The following is a 13,895-nucleotide window of genomic DNA, read 5'->3' as shown; positions in this document are numbered from 1 at the left end:
CTCCTCCCGACTCCTCAGGCGCGGGGAACGCGGATCGAGCGGTCGGCGAACCCGATGAGGTCCAGCCGCTGCAGGCCCTCGCGGACCCGGGGAGTCAGCAGGCCGATGTTGGACAGCGCGGTGACCACGCGGGCGAAGATGGCCTGCCGATACTTGATCATCAGCTCGTTGTGGGCGGCGAAGTCGACGCCCTCGCCCCGGTCCACCTCGATGCGCTCCCAGACGTCCTCCAGCAGGAACCGGCGGCGCATGAGGCTCGCGGAGTCGAGCACCATGTCCTCGCGGTCGGCCAGCTCGGCGCTCGTCATCTCCCGGTAGATGCCCTCCAGCGACAGCACTCCGAACGACACGTGCCGGGCCTCGTCTCGGGCCACGAGGCGGGTGATGTCGCAGATGAGGCGGTCGTGGAAGGTGCTGTTGGCCAGCCGGAACGCGGCCATCGCCAGGGCCTCGACCACGATCTGCATGCCCAGCGCGGTGATGTCCCAGCGGGAGTCGGAGAGCAGATCCTCGATCAGTTCGGACAGCGCCGGGTTGATCGGGTACGGGTGCGGCACCTTCTCGCGCAGGTAGCGGGAGAACGCCTCGACGTGCCGGGCCTCGTCGGCGGCCTGACTCGCGGCGTAGTACTTGCTGTCGATGTCGGGCACGACCTCGACCAGGCGCGCGGCGACCACCAGGGCGCCCTGCTCGCCGTGCAGGAACTGGCTCACCATCCACGACTGCAGCTCCCAGCGGAACGTGTCCCACATGGGGCGGCCGCGACGCGCCAGCGGGGACGCCTCGAACGACGCCATGGCGAACGCGGAGTCGTCGGGCAACGGCTCACCGAACGGCACCTCGATCGACCAGTCGACATCGGTGCTGGCGTTCCACTGCGCGCTCTTGGCCCGTTCGTAGAGGGAGAGCACCCGGGGCATCTCGGACTCGTAGTGCCACGTCAGCTGCGCGTGCACGGGGGTGGTCACCGACAGACCAGACATGCGCCCAAGGTACCGAGAGAGAACACAAGATGCCAGACCCTTGATGACAGATACAAAGACGAGCGGTACCGTCGTGGCGTGGCCCCCCGACCCGTACCGGCCTCCGTGGGACAGCGGCTGCTCGGCATCATCGAGCACTACCGGGCGGACCACGGGGCGTTGACCTGCCCGCTGCTGTGCCGCCTCACCGGCACTGTCGACCTGGGCGCGCTGGAGCGGGCGCTCACCGCGCTCACCGTCCGGCACGAGGCGCTGCGGACCACTGTCGTGGGACGCGGACCACGGGTGTCCCAGCTCGTGCACGATCCGCGACCCGTCGAGCTGCGGGTGGTCGACCTGCGCGGCGAGCCGGATCCGCGTGCCGCCGCCGACGCCGCCGTCACCACCGAGCTGGCCACCCGGGTGGACGTCACACAGTGGCCGACCCGTGCCACCGCCTGGCGGGTGGGCGACCACGAGGTGATCGTCTGCTTCACCATGCACCACCTGGTCACCGACGCGTGGTCGTGCGGGCTGCTCTTCGAGGAGCTGCACACCCTCTACGCCGACGCGACAGCCGAGCTGCCCCCGGTGCGCTGGCAGTACCCGCAGTTCGTGGCCTGGCAGGAGGACCGGCTGGCCGGCACGGAGCTGGACCGGCACCGCGAGTTCTGGCGCGGTCAGCTGACCGGGCTGCGGTTGCCGCGTCTGCCGTACCGCGAGCCACCCCCGGACGCCACACCGGGAGTGCTGGCCCGCGACCTGGACGCCGACGTCGCCGACGGGCTGCGTGCCCTGGCCCGACGACACCGCACGACGCTGTTCACCGTGGCCCTGGCCGTCTACTACGCCGTCCTGCACCGCGTCACCGGCCAGGGTGACCTCGCCGTCGCCTCGCTGTTCGCCAACCGCGCGCGGCCGGAGAGTCAACGTACCGTCGGGTTCTGCGCCAACATGGTGGTGCTGCGCACCCGGCTGCCACCGTTCGCCACCTTCGCGGCCCTGCTCCAGGCGACGCACGCGACGACAGCCGCCGCCTTCGCCAACCAGGAGCAGCCCTACCAGGCCGTCGCCACCGGCAGCGCCAACCTGGGCGGCCGGGTCGACGACGTGGTGTTCCAGATGATGGCCGAGCTGTCCCACCGCGTACGCGTCGGCGACACCGAGTTCGAGTTGCTCGTCCCCGAGGCGATCGGCAGCCGCTTCGGCACCGAGCTGGCGATCGCCCCGCGCGGCGACGGCCTGCGGGTGGTCCTGTTCCACACGCCACGGCTGGCCCCGGCCGACGCCGTACGCCTTCTCGACGGCTATGTCGCCGTGGCACGGGCGGTCGTGGGCAACCCCTCCGCGTCGCTGTCGACGCTGCTGCGCCGCTAGGACCTACGGCACCGGCCGAGCGGGCTTTGCCCCAGGCGCTAGCCCGCGATCAGCTCGGCCCCGCGTTCGCCGATCATGATGCTGGTCAACGCGGCCGGCGCGCGCAGCGGCACCGGAACGATGCTGGCGTCGACGACCCGCAGGTTGGCCACCCCACGCACCCGGCACCGCCCGTCGACGACCGCGCCCGGGTCGCCGGCCGAGCCCATCCGCGCGCCGCCGACCAGGTTCAACCGGCTGTACGTGGTGGCGCGCAACAGGTGGTCGAGCTGCTCGTCGTCGCCCACGACCGCGTCGTCGACGAGCGCGAACCGGGCGACCGTCTTGGTGAACGCGGCCTGGTTGGCGATCTCCCACGCGTGCCGGTACGCGTCGCGCATCCGAGCCAGGTCACCCTCTGCCGAGTAGAACCCGAGGTCGACCACGGGTGGGCTCGCCCCGTCGGCGTCCCGTACCGAGATCCGTCCGCGCGAGGCCATCGCCATGTCGCCGATCATCACGGTGTTGACCTGGTCGACGCCGATGATCCGGTCCAGACCCGCGCCGGGGCCCCGCGACGTGCTCATGCCTGTGAACAGGCTCAGGTAGAACGCCTGGTCGACCTCGTGACCCGGGATGCCGGCGAGCCGCGCGATGAGCTGCGTACGCGGCCAGTCCCCGCCGATCGTCTCCGGCTCGGGAACGACCAGGATGATCGCGCCGGGCTGGTCGATCACGTCCGCGCCCACACCGGGCAGGTCGACGAGCGGCGTGACGCCGGCCGCGCGCAGCTCGTCGGCGGGGCCGATCCCCGAGCGCAGCAGCAGAGCCGGGCTGTACGGCGAGCCGGCGCAGAGGATCACCTCGCCGGCGTCGATCCGCTCCCCCGCGACCTGCACACCCACCGCACGTCCGCCGTCGAGCAGCACGCGCTCGACCTCGGCGTCGCCGCGGACGACCAGATTGGACCGCGACCGGGCCGGGTCGAGGTGGGTGAGGGCTGTGGACATCCGCAGCCGGTCGCGCCGGTTCTGCGGATACATCCCGATGCCGACGGCGTCGGGGGCGTTCATGTCCTCCTGGTAGTCGTGGCCCAGGCCGAGCGTGGCCTGCAGGAAGCCGTCCATCGCCGGCGTCAGCTCACCGCGCGGCCACCTGGTGATCGGGACGGGCCCGTCGGCGCCGTGGTGGTCACGGTCGCCGAACTGCTGGTCGGCCTCCAACCGGCGAAACGCCTGAAGCACCGCCGGCCAGTCCCACTCGGGCAGGCCGCGCGCGCCCCAGGAGACGAAGTCGGCTGCCGGGGCCCGCATCGCGCCCCGGTCGTTGATCTGCGTCGAGCCGCCGACCACCCGGCCGCGCCGCAGCGGCGCCTCCCGACCGTCGACGACTGTCGCCCGCAGATCCCAGTCGAAGCCGTCCTCGGCCTCCACCGAACCGGTCCGCAACGCCTCGGGCACCGCGCCCCCGACGAGGTCCGGGCCGGCCTCCAGCAGCAAAACGGAACGGCTCGGGTCCTCGCTCAGGCGGGCCGCGAGCACCGCGCCGGCCGCGCCCGCGCCGACGACCACGAAATCGTAGCGAAGCATGGGCTCAGCGTAGCCGAATACGCGACATGCCAGGACGCATCACATGTGCTATCCGCGATTCTTCATTAGACTCTCGTGTATGAGCAGAGGCCCGGAAGTCATCCCCACCCTGCGCTACCGCGACGCGCCGGCCGCCGTCGCGTGGCTTGTCGACGTCGTCGGATTCCGCGCGGAGCTGGTCGTCCCCGGCCCGGACGACTCCATCAGTCACGCGCAGCTGACCTGGGGAAACGGCATGGTCATGCTCGCCTCCGAGACGGACGGCAGCGACGGCCGGCTCGTTCTGGACAGCGGGCCCGCGTCGACCTATGTGGTGCTCGACGACGTGGCGGCGCACTACGAACGGGTCGTCGCGGCGGGCGCCGAGGTGGTGCAGAAGCTCCGCGACGAGGACTACGGCGGCCAGGGCTATTCGGTCCGCGACGCCGAGGGCAACCTGTGGAGCTTCGGCTCCTACCGCCCTGGCTCGTCCTGACCGCCGACGGCTGACCCCCCGCGCGCCGCGCGGGGTCAGTCGTCCAGCAACAGACCGGCCAGCTCGGCCCGCGCGTCGGCGACCGTGCCGTCGAAGGTCGCCAGCCACCACGCCCTGCGGTACCAGTGGTGCAGCGGCTGCTCCCAGGTGAAGCCGCTGCCCCCGTAGGTCTGGATGGCCACCTCGCAGGCGTTGAGCGCGGCCTCCCGAGCGGCCACGTTGGCCGTGAGTATTGCCTGGTCGGCGACCCGGCCCGTCTCCTCGTCGACAGTCCACGCCGCCCGGTAGGCAAGCGAGCGGGCCGTCTCGACCTGTCCGTAGCACTCGGCGAGGGGGTGCGCGACCGCCTGGTTGGCGCCGATCGGCGCGCCGAACTGGGTGCGGGTGGCGGCGTACCCGCTGGCCCAGGCCAGGGCCCTCGCCGCCACGCCGACGGCCTCGGCGGCGAGCAGCGCCAGGGCACGCCGCCGGGTGAGCGCCAGCACGTCCGCGGCGGCGTCCGCGGCCACGAGGAGCGTCGAGGGTACGCCGGTCAGCTCCACTGTCGAGACGGGGCGGCTCGGGTCGAGCGCCTGTCCGCCGGCACCGGCCGGTGTCGCCCGCACCGCGGACGCGTCGACCAGGCGCAGCTCCACTCCGTACGCCCCGGTCACGGCCACCACCAGGTCCGCCGCGTCGACCGCGTGCGGCACGCGGAGGGCACGCCCGGTGAGCGTCCCGTCGCCGGCGACGACCCCCGGGTTGCCCGACGACGGCGTCCCGTCGCGGGCGACGGTGCCCGCTGGCGGGCGAGCGGCCGTCGCGGCGGGGTCGGTGCCCGTCGGTCGGCGGGCGGCGGCCACCGCCTCGGCGAGGGTGCCGGGGCCGTTCTCCCACGCCCAGGCCAGCGTCGCGGGGGCGGCGATCGGCCGGCCCGCCGCCCGCAGCGCCGGGCCGGCCAGGCCCACTGTGGCCCACCAGGGTGACTGGCCACGCGCCCAGCCGAGCTGTTCGGCGAGCAGCGCCAGCTCGACGGTACCCAGCTCGGCGTCGAGCCAGCCCAGGTCGGCGATCTCGGCCCAGGCAACCCGCCCGTCGGCGGTGGACCTGTCGTCGGCGAGGTACTTCGCTGCGGTGTCCCGCAGCGCCTCCTGCTCGCCGGTCAGTGCGAAGTCCATCAGGTCTCCCCTTCGTGGGCGAGTCGGCGATCAGTACGACCGGGGCAGGCCCAGTACGCGCTCGGCGACCAGGTTGCGCAGCACCTCGGAGGTGCCGCCCTCGATGGTGTTGGCCCGGCTGCGCAGCATCTGGTGCCGCCAGTAGCGGTCCCACCCGTCGGGTTCGGCGTCACCGCCGAGCAGATGCACCGCGAGGCTGGTGAGGCGCTGGTGCGCCTGCGACCAGCGCAGTTTGATCACCGACGTCTCCGGGCCGGGCACCCCGGTACGTTCCAACGCGGCCAGTCCGCGCCTGTTGGTCCAGCGCAGACCCTCCAACTCGACGTAGCGGGCGGCGATCTGGTCGCGTACCAGAGGGTCGGTGTCCCGGCCCCGGGCCTTCGCCGTCGCGACGAGGCGGCGGAACGCCACGTCCAGCCGGGCGGTCAGGGTGAACCCGAAGGTGCCCCGCTCGTGGGCGAGGGTGGTCATCGCGACCCGCCACCCGTCGTCGAGGGCGCCGACCACCGCGTCGAGCGGCACCCGCACCTCGTCGAACTCGATCTCGGCGAACTCGGCCTCGCCTGTCAGCTGACGGATCGGGCGCACCGTGACGCCGGCCGAGCGCAGGTCCACCAGCAGGCAGGACAGCCCTCGGTGGCGGCGCTGCTCGGGGTCGGTGCGCGCCAGGAGCAGGCAGTGGTCGGCGAGGTGCGCGTACGACGACCACACCTTGCGCCCGGTCACCACCAGTTCGTCGCCGTCGCGGCGTGCGACGGTCCGCACGGCGGACAGGTCGCTGCCGGCCTCCGGCTCGGAGAAACCCTGACAGAAGATGATCTCCCCGGTGAGGATGCGGGGCAGGTACCAGGCGCGCTGCTCGGGCGACCCGCAGGCGATGATTGTCGGCCCGACCATGCCCAGGCCGATGACACCGATGTGCTCGGTGGCCTCGGCCCGGGCCGTCTCCTCCAGGTAGATCGCCTGGTAGGCAGGGGACAACCCGCGCCCGCCGTGCTCGGCCGGCCAGGTCAGGCCCGCGTACCCGGCGTCGTGCAGCGCGCGGGTGTACGACCGCACCGCCTCGATGTCGCCCCACCGGCCCTGCGGCGGCGCTCCGTCCGGGCCGGTGGTCACCGGCACCGCGTCCGCCAACCAGGCACGCAGGCCCGCCCGGAACTCGGCCTCCTGGGCGCTGTCACGCAGATCCATGCGCCGAATCGTACTCGTATCTGGTTTTGTTCTGCAGTATCTTGTTTTCACGCGTCCCAACGCCGGAAGGGGTCCTCGATGGCCAGTCTCGCGGACGACGCCGCGGTACGGCAGACCGCGCCCGGCCAGTACCGGGCGTACCTGTCCGAGGACTGGTCGGTCTGGGGGCCCAACGGCGGTTACCTGGCGGCGATCGCGCTGCGCGCGGCCGGCGAGGAGGCCGGTGGCATGTTGCCGGTGAGCCTGAGCTGCCAGTTCCTCGCGCCGCCGCGCTACGGCGACGTCGACGTCGAGGTCGCCCGGGTGCACGGCACCCGCCGCGCCGCCGCCCTGCACGTCACCCTGCGCCAGCGCGGCCGGATCCTGCTCACCGCGCACGTCTGGACCATCGCCGCCGGCCTGCTCGGCCCCGAGCGGCGGTGGATGCCACCACCGGACCTGCCCAAGCCCGACGAGTTGCCCACCCTTGTCGAGTTGATGCGCCGCGACGGCCTGCCGGTGCTGCCGATCTGGGAGCGGTGCTACGAGGTCCGGCTGGCCGGCTGGCCGGCGGGCGGCTGGCAGCCGCAACGTGACGGCGTGCCGACCATCCGGGGCTGGCTGCGGCTGCACGAGGAGCTGCCCGCCGACGCGGACCCGTGGCTGGCGGCGGCCCGACTGGTCTTCGCCGTCGACGTGGTGCAGTTCCCGGCGGTGGTGCAGGCGTTCGAGCGGACCACGTTCATGGCACCGAGCATGGATCTGTATGTGGGTTTCCAGGGCGGCGACGACGGCGCGGGCTGGCTGCTGGTGGAGGGCGAGGCCGCCGCCGCGACCGGTGGGGTGCTGGGCGCCCGCGCCCGTGTCTGGTCCGACAGCGGGCTGTTGCTGGCCACCGGCGGGCAGCAGATGCTCTACCGGATGGCCAGCCCGGTCTGACCGGCCCTCTCAAGCAACCGGCGCGGCCCGTCAGCGATCGGCGCGGCGGCCGAACCTGCGCACCGCCACCAGCAGGCAGACAGTGCCCAACCCGAGCACCCACGCGAGGGTCTGCAGCACCGGCCACAGCACCGGACCGCCGCTGGACAGGCCGACAAGCGCCTCGGTGGCGACCGAGAACGGGTTGGCCCGCACCACCGGCTGCACCACCGAGGGGAACGCCGACACCGGCACGAACCCCGAGGAGAAAATGAACAGCAGCGTCGCCGGGCCGGTCAACGACGGCGGCAGCGACTCCTCGTCACCGGGACCGGAGCCCCGCCACAACGCGATCGCCGCCCACAGCAGGCCGAACAGCGCGATCACCGCGAAGAAGCCGACGACGGCGAGCGGCCCCTCCCGGAAGCGGAAACCCAGCAGCATGGCCACGCCCGTGGTGAGCGCTCCGATCGCGACGATGCGCAACACGTCACCGGCGACCCGACCGGCCAGCAGCGCACCCGGCGCCACCGGCATGGTGCGCAGCCGGTCGACCAGCCCACCGCGCAGGTCGCGCAGGAAACCGACGGCGCTCGACGGCGACCCGAACGCCGCGGTGGACAGCACCACAAGCGGGGCCAACCGCTCCAGGTAGTGCTGCCGGTCGCCGTCACCGACGATCCGGCCGAAGACCGCGTACTGGGTGAGCAGGAGCAGCACCGGGAACGCGAACGCGTAGATCAGCGCGGGCGGCGCGCGGAAGAACCGGCGAAGGTTGCGCCCGGCGAACAGCGAGGCCTGCGTGACGGTACTCATCGGCTCCTCCGAAACGAACGTGCCGCGGCCAACCCGAACAGCAGCCCCAGGACCACCAGCCAGACGAGGGCCGGCCACACCCTCTCGTCGGCGCCCTCGGTGGACAGCGCCCGCAACGCGTCGACCTGGGCGGAGAACGGCGACACCTCGACCACCGGTTGCAGCCAGCCCGGAAACGCGTCGACAGGCACGAAGGCGGTGGAGACCGTGGTGAGCACCAGGTACGGCAGGGTCAGCGCCGAGTACACCTGTTCGGGGTCGCGGGCGCCCAGCCCCAGGGCCGCGCAGCCCGCCGCGAGCACCACCGCGAAGCCAACCGCCAGCGCGACGAAGCCCGCGGCGCGTGCCGCCCCGGCGGTGAACCGGAAACCGACGAGCACCGCGGCGACCAGGATCACCGCCACCGCGACGGCGGCGCGGGCCGCGTCCACCACGAGCCGGGCCAGCGGCACCACGACCGCGCTCATCGGCAGCGTGCGGTACCGGGAGATCAGCCCGCTGCGGGCGTCACCGGCGATCATGTAGCAGGCCGACATGGCGACCAGGGCTGTGGTCTGCACGACGATCGCGGGCGGGAGGAACTGCTCGTAGGCGATCCCGTAGTCGGACATCAGCCGCTGGAAGACCACCATGAAACCGGCGAAGAACGTCAGCGGGAACACGACGGTCAGGCCGACCGACCGGCCCGCGCGCGCCTGCCGAAGATTGCGGGCGGCCAGGACGGCGAACTGCCGCAGCCCGCTGGCCGCCACCGCCGTCGTGGTGCTCACCGGTCGGCCCCCGCCGCGTCCACGTCGACCGCCTTCTCGGCGTCGACGGACCCGGTCAGCGAGAGGAACACCTCGTCCAGGGTGGGCCGTCGCACGGTGACGTCGTCGGCCTCCACACCCGCCGACTCCAACCGCCGCACCACCTCGGTCAGCGTGCCCGAGCCGGCCGCCAACCGCAGCACGTCCTCGTCCTCGGTCAGCCCCTCGAACACCGCGCCGAGCTGCTCCGCCGCGACCGCCCGCGCCCGCGGGTCCTCGATGCGTACCTCGCAGACCGCGCCGCCGAGCTGACGCTTGAGCTCGTCCGGAGTGCCCTCGGCCGCGACCCGACCGTGGTCGATGAGCAGGACCCGCCCGGCCAACTGGTCGGCCTCCTCCAGGTACTGCGTGGTGAGCAGCACCGCAGTGCCGCCGTCGCGCAACTCCCGGACGACCTCCCACAGGGCCCGCCGGCTGCGCGGGTCCAGACCTGTGGTCGGCTCGTCGAGAATCAGCACGGGCCGGTCGACCACCAGGCTCGCGGCCAGGTCGAGGCGGCGGCGCAACCCACCGGAGTACGTGCGCACCGCCTTGCCCGCCACCTCGCCCAGGTCGAACCGGTCGATCAGCTCGTCCGCGCGGGCGCTGGCCGGCTGCCGGCCCAGCCCGAGCAGCCGGCCGAACAGCACCAGGTTCTCCCGGCCGGTCAGCAGCTCGTCGAGGGCCGCGAACTGCCCGGTGACCGCGATGCTGCGACGCACCTCGCCGCCCTGCGTCACGACGTCGAAGCCGGCGACGCGGGCGGTGCCGGAATCCGGCTTCAGCAGCGTGGTGAGACAGTGGATAGTGGTGGTCTTGCCCGCGCCGTTGGGTCCGAGCAGGCCTACCACCTCACCCGCGGCCACCTCGAAGCTCACGCCGTCGACCGCCGCCGTCGCGCCGAACGACCGGCGCAGGTCGCTGACCTGGATCAACTGTTGTGACATCGCACCACCCTCATGCCAGGAATCTCGGAACCATATCAACGCCTGTCTTGGTAAAGCCAGATACGAGAACGGATATCTCACCCGTCGACAGGGCTGCGTCGGCTACGCACTCGCTGCCGCGACGACGCCGCGAAGGCAGCGGCGATCCGGCCGACCACACCCGATCCGACGCACTCCCCGGCGATCCGTACGCCCGCCTCGACGTCGGCCGCGGTGGCCGTACCGTGGCAGATCACGCACACCCCGCGTACCCCGAGCAGCGCTCCCCCCGGCTCGGCCGCGAGCCCGTCGCGCACCGCCCGGGTCACCCGCCGCCGCCGCTCCCGCGCCAGCGCGCCGATGGGCGAGAACTCGCGCACCGCGTCCAGCGCCAGGCCGACTGTGGCGTCCAACGTCCGCTCGTACATCTTCAACGCCACGTCGCCTGTGAACCCGTCGGTCACCGCCACGTCGACCCGGCCTCCGAGCACGTCGTACGCCTCGATCTGACCGGCGTAGCCGGGCATCGTCGCCAGCAGGAGGTGCGCGTCGCGGCGTACCGGCCCGCCCTTGACCGCCTCGTGCCCGTTGGACAGCAGGCCGATCCGCGGTCGGAGCAGCCCCAGCCGCCCGCGCGCGTACTCCGCGCCCAGCACCGCGAACTCGACGAGCCACTCCGGTACGGCCGCCGCCGTCGCGCCGATGTCCAGCAGCACGGTCGGGCCGGCGCCCGGCACCGGCAGCACCGTCGCCAGGGCCGGGTTGCTCACCCCCGGCACCCGGCCCAGCCGGACGGCGGCCGCGAGCACCGCCGCGCCGGTGTTGCCGGGGGTCACCATGGCATCCGCCCGGCCCGCCGCCACCTCCCCGGCCGCGACCAGGAGCGAGGAGCGCCGCTTGGCGTACGTCGCGGCCACCGGATCCTCACCCATCCCGACCACGTCCGGGGCGTGCACCAGCCGTACGCCCGCCGGCGCGACGCCGCCGGGCAGCAGCGACCGGATGAGCGCCTGCGGACCGACCAACGCGATGTCCACGGTGGTGGCGGCGGCCAGCGCGCCGGCGACGACGGGTTCCGGCCCGAGGTCCGCGCCGGCGACGTCGACCGCCACCCGCAACCGCCGGTCCGGCGACTCACCCCGACGCGTCATCACCGCGTCCCCGCGCCGAGCCGGTCCCCCGCCGTGGATGCCCGGGTGGGGGCGTCCGTGACCACACCGTCGCGGTCCGAGCCGTCGCGGTCCGAGCCGTCATGGCCCGGCCCGTCGCGATTCGGGCCGCGCGTCAGCGGTGTCGTCAGCCAGTGGCGTAGGGCGGCGCGGGCCGGTGGCAGCTCGCCCGCGAAGGCGGCGACCAGATCATCGTGGTCGGACCGGTCGGGCGCCAGAGCGGCCCCGCCGTCGGCGCGCAGGTCGGCGGCGAGCACCTCGACCCGGGTGACGAGTTCGGCGCCGCGCCAGCCCAGCGCGTAGCCGAGCGCCGCCTCGTCCTCGGCGCTCGCCCGTCCCGGCAGGCCGGCGACGGCACGGCAGCCGGGATCGATCAGCTCGACGGCGGCGAGCAGCGCCTCGGCCTCGGCGAGGACGGCGGCCGCGGCGAACCGCCAGGCCTGGTCGGCGGCCCATCGACCGCAGCGGCGGGCAGCGGCGACCAGGTCGACGAGGCGGGTCAGGAGCGTGCCGAGCGCGACCACCGCCGGGCGGTCCGTGCGGGAGGCGAGCGTCGCGGCGCGGGCCGCCGGGGTCGGGGCGTAGGGCCGCAGCCGCAGCCGGGCGATGCGCGCCAGCGGTTGCGGTGGGCGGGAGTACGCCTCGGCCAGCACCTGATAGCCGTCACCGGAGCGGTCGGCCCCGGCGGCGAAGCGCTCCAACCGCCACTGCAACTGGTCGAGCAGGATGTGCCGGGTGCCGTCGAACACGCCGTAGAGCAGCACGTCGCGTACCCGCGCGGCGTAGCCGAACTCCTCGACCAGCGCCCGGGATCCCAGTACCGCGCGGCCCTCGCTGACGGCCTGCTCGGCCAGCTCGCAGCAGGCGTACTTGGCCACGGCGGCGGCGTACGCGGCGGCCGGACCGAGCGCGTTGATGAGGAAGGTGGCCTTCACGGCGGTCGCCGCGACCAGCACGTCGAGAGCCGCCGCCCGCGCGAGGTGTTCGGCTATCGCACCGAGGTGGACGATCGGCTGGCCGTAGACGTCGCGCTCGCGGGCGTACCGCACGGCCTGGGCCAGCGCGCCGCTGGCGGCGCCGGAGGCGAGCGAGCCGATGCCGCCCCGCGAAAGTGCCAGGGTCAGCTGCAGGATGGTCAGGCCGTCGCCGGGAGCGCCGATCGGCTGGGCCGGTGTGCCGGCGAACCGTACGCCGGAGATGTCGGCGGCGGTGGCGGGCAGCGTCCGCCACGGGGGCAGCGCGGTCACCGTGTCGTCCCGTTCGGCGAGGAAAAGGCCGAAGCGGTCGCTGTCGCCGAGTCGGGCCAGGGTGACCAGCAGGTCGTGCCGGCTGCCGCCGTTGATCAGTTGCTTCTCCCCGGTCAGCCGGTATCCGTCAGCGTCGGGGTCGACGCGGGTGTCGGTGCGGGCCAGGTTGCTGCCGTGTTCCAGCTCGGTGAGCAGCATGGCGGCGGCGCCTCCGCCGCGCAGCACCGCGCCGGCCCGCTCGCGCTGTTCGGGGGTACCGGTGATGCAGAGCGGCAGCAGGGCCAACGCGTTGACACCGAGGGTGATGGCGAGGCTGCCACTGTGCCGGGCGGCCACCGCGTTGAGGGCGTTGACGTGCACGGCGGTGGCGCTGTCCGGGTCGTACACGGCGGCCACGCCGAGCTCGCGCAGGTCGGCAAGGACGTCGTCCGGTGGGGTGCGGTCCGCGTCGGCCACCGCGAGCCGGCGCGCGGTGGCGGGGCGCTCCAGGTGCCGGGCGATGGCCGGCAGCGGATCGACCTGGGCCATCGGGCGCGGGCAGAGTCGTTGCCACGCCGACGTCTCGTCCGGTGTCATCCGGCACCTCACCGTAAATACGTGACAGCAGATACGAGATGCATGTTAGCGGTCGCGACCGACCGGTTCACCCCCTGAAGCACAGCGGATCGGTCGCCCGGAAGCCCGGGCAGCCGGAAGAAGCCCGGAACCGAAAGCGAGATCGGGTTACGCTCGGGCCCATGGTGACGGCCGGACTGCTGCTCGCGGCCGGCGCCGGCCGCCGGCTCGGCAGGCCGAAGGCCCTCCTGCCCTACCGGGGGCAACTGCTGGTGGAGCACGCGGCGGCGGTTCTCACGGCCGCCGGCTGCCAGCCGGTCGTGGTGGTGCTCGGCGCCCAGGCCGATGAGGTCCGCGACCGCACGCGGCTGTCCGACGTGGTGGTCAACGAGGACTGGACGACGGGGATGGGCTCCTCCCTGCGGGCCGGCCTGGCCGCCCTGACGTCCAGCGCGGCCGTGGCCGTCGTGGTCACCCTCGTCGACATGCCCGGCCTCACCCCCGCTGCGGTACGCCGGGTCGCCCGCGACGCCACCGCCGGCACCCTCGCCGTGGCCACCTACGCGGACGGTCGACGTGGACACCCGGTGCTGCTCGGCCGGAACCACTGGGCCGGCGTGAGCGAGGCGGCGGTCGGTGACCGGGGCGCACGCGACTACCTGCGGGCCCAGGGCGAGGCCGTCCGGCTGGTCCCCTGCGCCGACGTCGCCGACGACACCGACGTCGACCTTCCCGAACAGGCGGCCCGCCTGCCGGGCTAGGGTGAC

Annotated in this window: 13 protein-coding genes; 4 read left to right on the top strand and 9 right to left on the bottom strand. The window is 73.5% G+C overall.

The window, feature by feature from the left end; all coding sequences use genetic code 11:
• Positions 1-14: 14 nt before the first annotated feature.
• Positions 15-983: a ferritin-like domain-containing protein gene (locus tag ACLQ26_RS24375; RefSeq protein ID WP_425746639.1), complete on the bottom strand. Its 969-nt coding sequence runs from the start codon at positions 981-983 to the stop codon at positions 15-17.
• A 78-nt stretch (positions 984-1,061) separates the two neighbouring features.
• Here ACLQ26_RS24375 and ACLQ26_RS24370 point away from each other — a divergent pair, with 78 nt between their 5' ends.
• A complete protein-coding gene (locus tag ACLQ26_RS24370) occupies positions 1,062-2,339 on the top strand; it encodes a condensation domain-containing protein (RefSeq protein WP_425746638.1) in 1,278 nt (425 codons plus the stop codon).
• Positions 2,340-2,377: 38 nt separating this feature from the next.
• Here ACLQ26_RS24370 and ACLQ26_RS24365 read toward each other — a convergent pair whose 3' ends face one another.
• Positions 2,378-3,907 (bottom strand): GMC family oxidoreductase, encoded by a 1,530-nt coding sequence (locus ACLQ26_RS24365; protein ID WP_425746637.1) that lies wholly within the window; start codon positions 3,905-3,907, stop codon positions 2,378-2,380.
• A 79-nt stretch (positions 3,908-3,986) separates the two neighbouring features.
• Between ACLQ26_RS24365 and ACLQ26_RS24360 the strand changes: the two genes are divergently transcribed.
• Positions 3,987-4,382, top strand: a complete 396-nt coding sequence (locus ACLQ26_RS24360; RefSeq protein WP_425746636.1) for a VOC family protein — start codon at positions 3,987-3,989, stop codon at positions 4,380-4,382.
• A 35-nt stretch (positions 4,383-4,417) separates the two neighbouring features.
• Here the strand turns inward: ACLQ26_RS24360 and ACLQ26_RS24355 are convergent, their stop codons facing one another.
• Together ACLQ26_RS24355 and ACLQ26_RS24350 are read right to left on the bottom strand one after the other, a co-directional pair.
• Positions 4,418-5,539, bottom strand: coding sequence for an acyl-CoA dehydrogenase family protein (locus ACLQ26_RS24355; RefSeq protein ID WP_425746635.1), 1,122 nt, complete (start codon positions 5,537-5,539; stop codon positions 4,418-4,420).
• A gap of 30 nt (positions 5,540-5,569) precedes the next feature.
• The gene (locus ACLQ26_RS24350; protein ID WP_425746634.1) at positions 5,570-6,730 is read right to left on the bottom strand and encodes an acyl-CoA dehydrogenase family protein; all 1,161 of its coding nucleotides are present in this window, start codon (positions 6,728-6,730) and stop codon (positions 5,570-5,572) included.
• A gap of 78 nt (positions 6,731-6,808) precedes the next feature.
• Between ACLQ26_RS24350 and ACLQ26_RS24345 the strand changes: the two genes are divergently transcribed.
• Positions 6,809-7,648: an acyl-CoA thioesterase gene (locus tag ACLQ26_RS24345; protein WP_425746633.1), complete on the top strand. Its 840-nt coding sequence runs from the start codon at positions 6,809-6,811 to the stop codon at positions 7,646-7,648.
• Positions 7,649-7,678: 30 nt separating this feature from the next.
• On the opposite strand, the gene ACLQ26_RS24340 is transcribed toward ACLQ26_RS24345, so the two are convergent.
• From ACLQ26_RS24340 to ACLQ26_RS24320, 5 genes are all read right to left on the bottom strand, one after another.
• Entirely contained in the window at positions 7,679-8,443 is a 765-nt protein-coding gene (locus ACLQ26_RS24340; protein ID WP_393292602.1) for an ABC transporter permease, read from the bottom strand.
• The gene (locus ACLQ26_RS24335) at positions 8,440-9,213 is read right to left on the bottom strand and encodes an ABC transporter permease (RefSeq protein ID WP_425746632.1); all 774 of its coding nucleotides are present in this window, start codon (positions 9,211-9,213) and stop codon (positions 8,440-8,442) included. Before ACLQ26_RS24335 ends, ACLQ26_RS24340 begins: the two co-directional genes overlap by 4 nt.
• A complete protein-coding gene (locus tag ACLQ26_RS24330; RefSeq protein ID WP_425746631.1) occupies positions 9,210-10,178 on the bottom strand; it encodes an ATP-binding cassette domain-containing protein in 969 nt (322 codons plus the stop codon). The genes ACLQ26_RS24335 and ACLQ26_RS24330 overlap by 4 nt, the downstream gene beginning before the upstream one ends.
• A 77-nt stretch (positions 10,179-10,255) precedes the next feature.
• Positions 10,256-11,308, bottom strand: coding sequence for a phosphate acyltransferase PlsX (locus ACLQ26_RS24325; RefSeq protein WP_425746630.1), 1,053 nt, complete (start codon positions 11,306-11,308; stop codon positions 10,256-10,258).
• On the bottom strand, positions 11,308-13,149 hold the full coding sequence (locus ACLQ26_RS24320) for an acyl-CoA dehydrogenase family protein (protein WP_425746629.1): 1,842 nt from the start codon (positions 13,147-13,149) through the stop codon (positions 11,308-11,310). Before ACLQ26_RS24320 ends, ACLQ26_RS24325 begins: the two co-directional genes overlap by 1 nt.
• A 161-nt stretch (positions 13,150-13,310) precedes the next feature.
• Between ACLQ26_RS24320 and ACLQ26_RS24315 the strand changes: the two genes are divergently transcribed.
• A complete protein-coding gene (locus ACLQ26_RS24315) occupies positions 13,311-13,889 on the top strand; it encodes a nucleotidyltransferase family protein (protein ID WP_425746628.1) in 579 nt (192 codons plus the stop codon).
• The last annotated feature ends 6 nt before the right edge of the window (positions 13,890-13,895 follow it).

This window comes from Micromonospora sp. DT43, from assembly GCF_049841645.1.
Classification (GTDB): Bacteria; Actinomycetota; Actinomycetes; order Mycobacteriales; family Micromonosporaceae; genus Micromonospora.
The sequence above is the reverse complement of the archived record's forward strand: the minus strand, read 5'-3'. Positions and strand labels throughout refer to the sequence as shown.

Coding starts and splice junctions, on each gene's coding strand:
- ACLQ26_RS24320 (WP_425746629.1), bottom strand. CDS start 13,149: ATGACACCGGACGAGACGTCGGCGTGGCAACGACTCTGCCCGCGCCCG.
- ACLQ26_RS24325 (WP_425746630.1), bottom strand. CDS start 11,308: ATGACGCGTCGGGGTGAGTCGCCGGACCGGCGGTTGCGGGTGGCGGTC.
- ACLQ26_RS24360 (WP_425746636.1), top strand. CDS start 3,987: ATGAGCAGAGGCCCGGAAGTCATCCCCACCCTGCGCTACCGCGACGCG.
- ACLQ26_RS24350 (WP_425746634.1), bottom strand. CDS start 6,730: ATGGATCTGCGTGACAGCGCCCAGGAGGCCGAGTTCCGGGCGGGCCTG.
- ACLQ26_RS24365 (WP_425746637.1), bottom strand. CDS start 3,907: ATGCTTCGCTACGATTTCGTGGTCGTCGGCGCGGGCGCGGCCGGCGCG.
- ACLQ26_RS24355 (WP_425746635.1), bottom strand. CDS start 5,539: ATGGACTTCGCACTGACCGGCGAGCAGGAGGCGCTGCGGGACACCGCA.
- ACLQ26_RS24340 (WP_393292602.1), bottom strand. CDS start 8,443: ATGAGTACCGTCACGCAGGCCTCGCTGTTCGCCGGGCGCAACCTTCGC.
- ACLQ26_RS24375 (WP_425746639.1), bottom strand. CDS start 983: ATGTCTGGTCTGTCGGTGACCACCCCCGTGCACGCGCAGCTGACGTGG.
- ACLQ26_RS24345 (WP_425746633.1), top strand. CDS start 6,809: ATGGCCAGTCTCGCGGACGACGCCGCGGTACGGCAGACCGCGCCCGGC.
- ACLQ26_RS24315 (WP_425746628.1), top strand. CDS start 13,311: ATGGTGACGGCCGGACTGCTGCTCGCGGCCGGCGCCGGCCGCCGGCTC.
- ACLQ26_RS24330 (WP_425746631.1), bottom strand. CDS start 10,178: ATGTCACAACAGTTGATCCAGGTCAGCGACCTGCGCCGGTCGTTCGGC.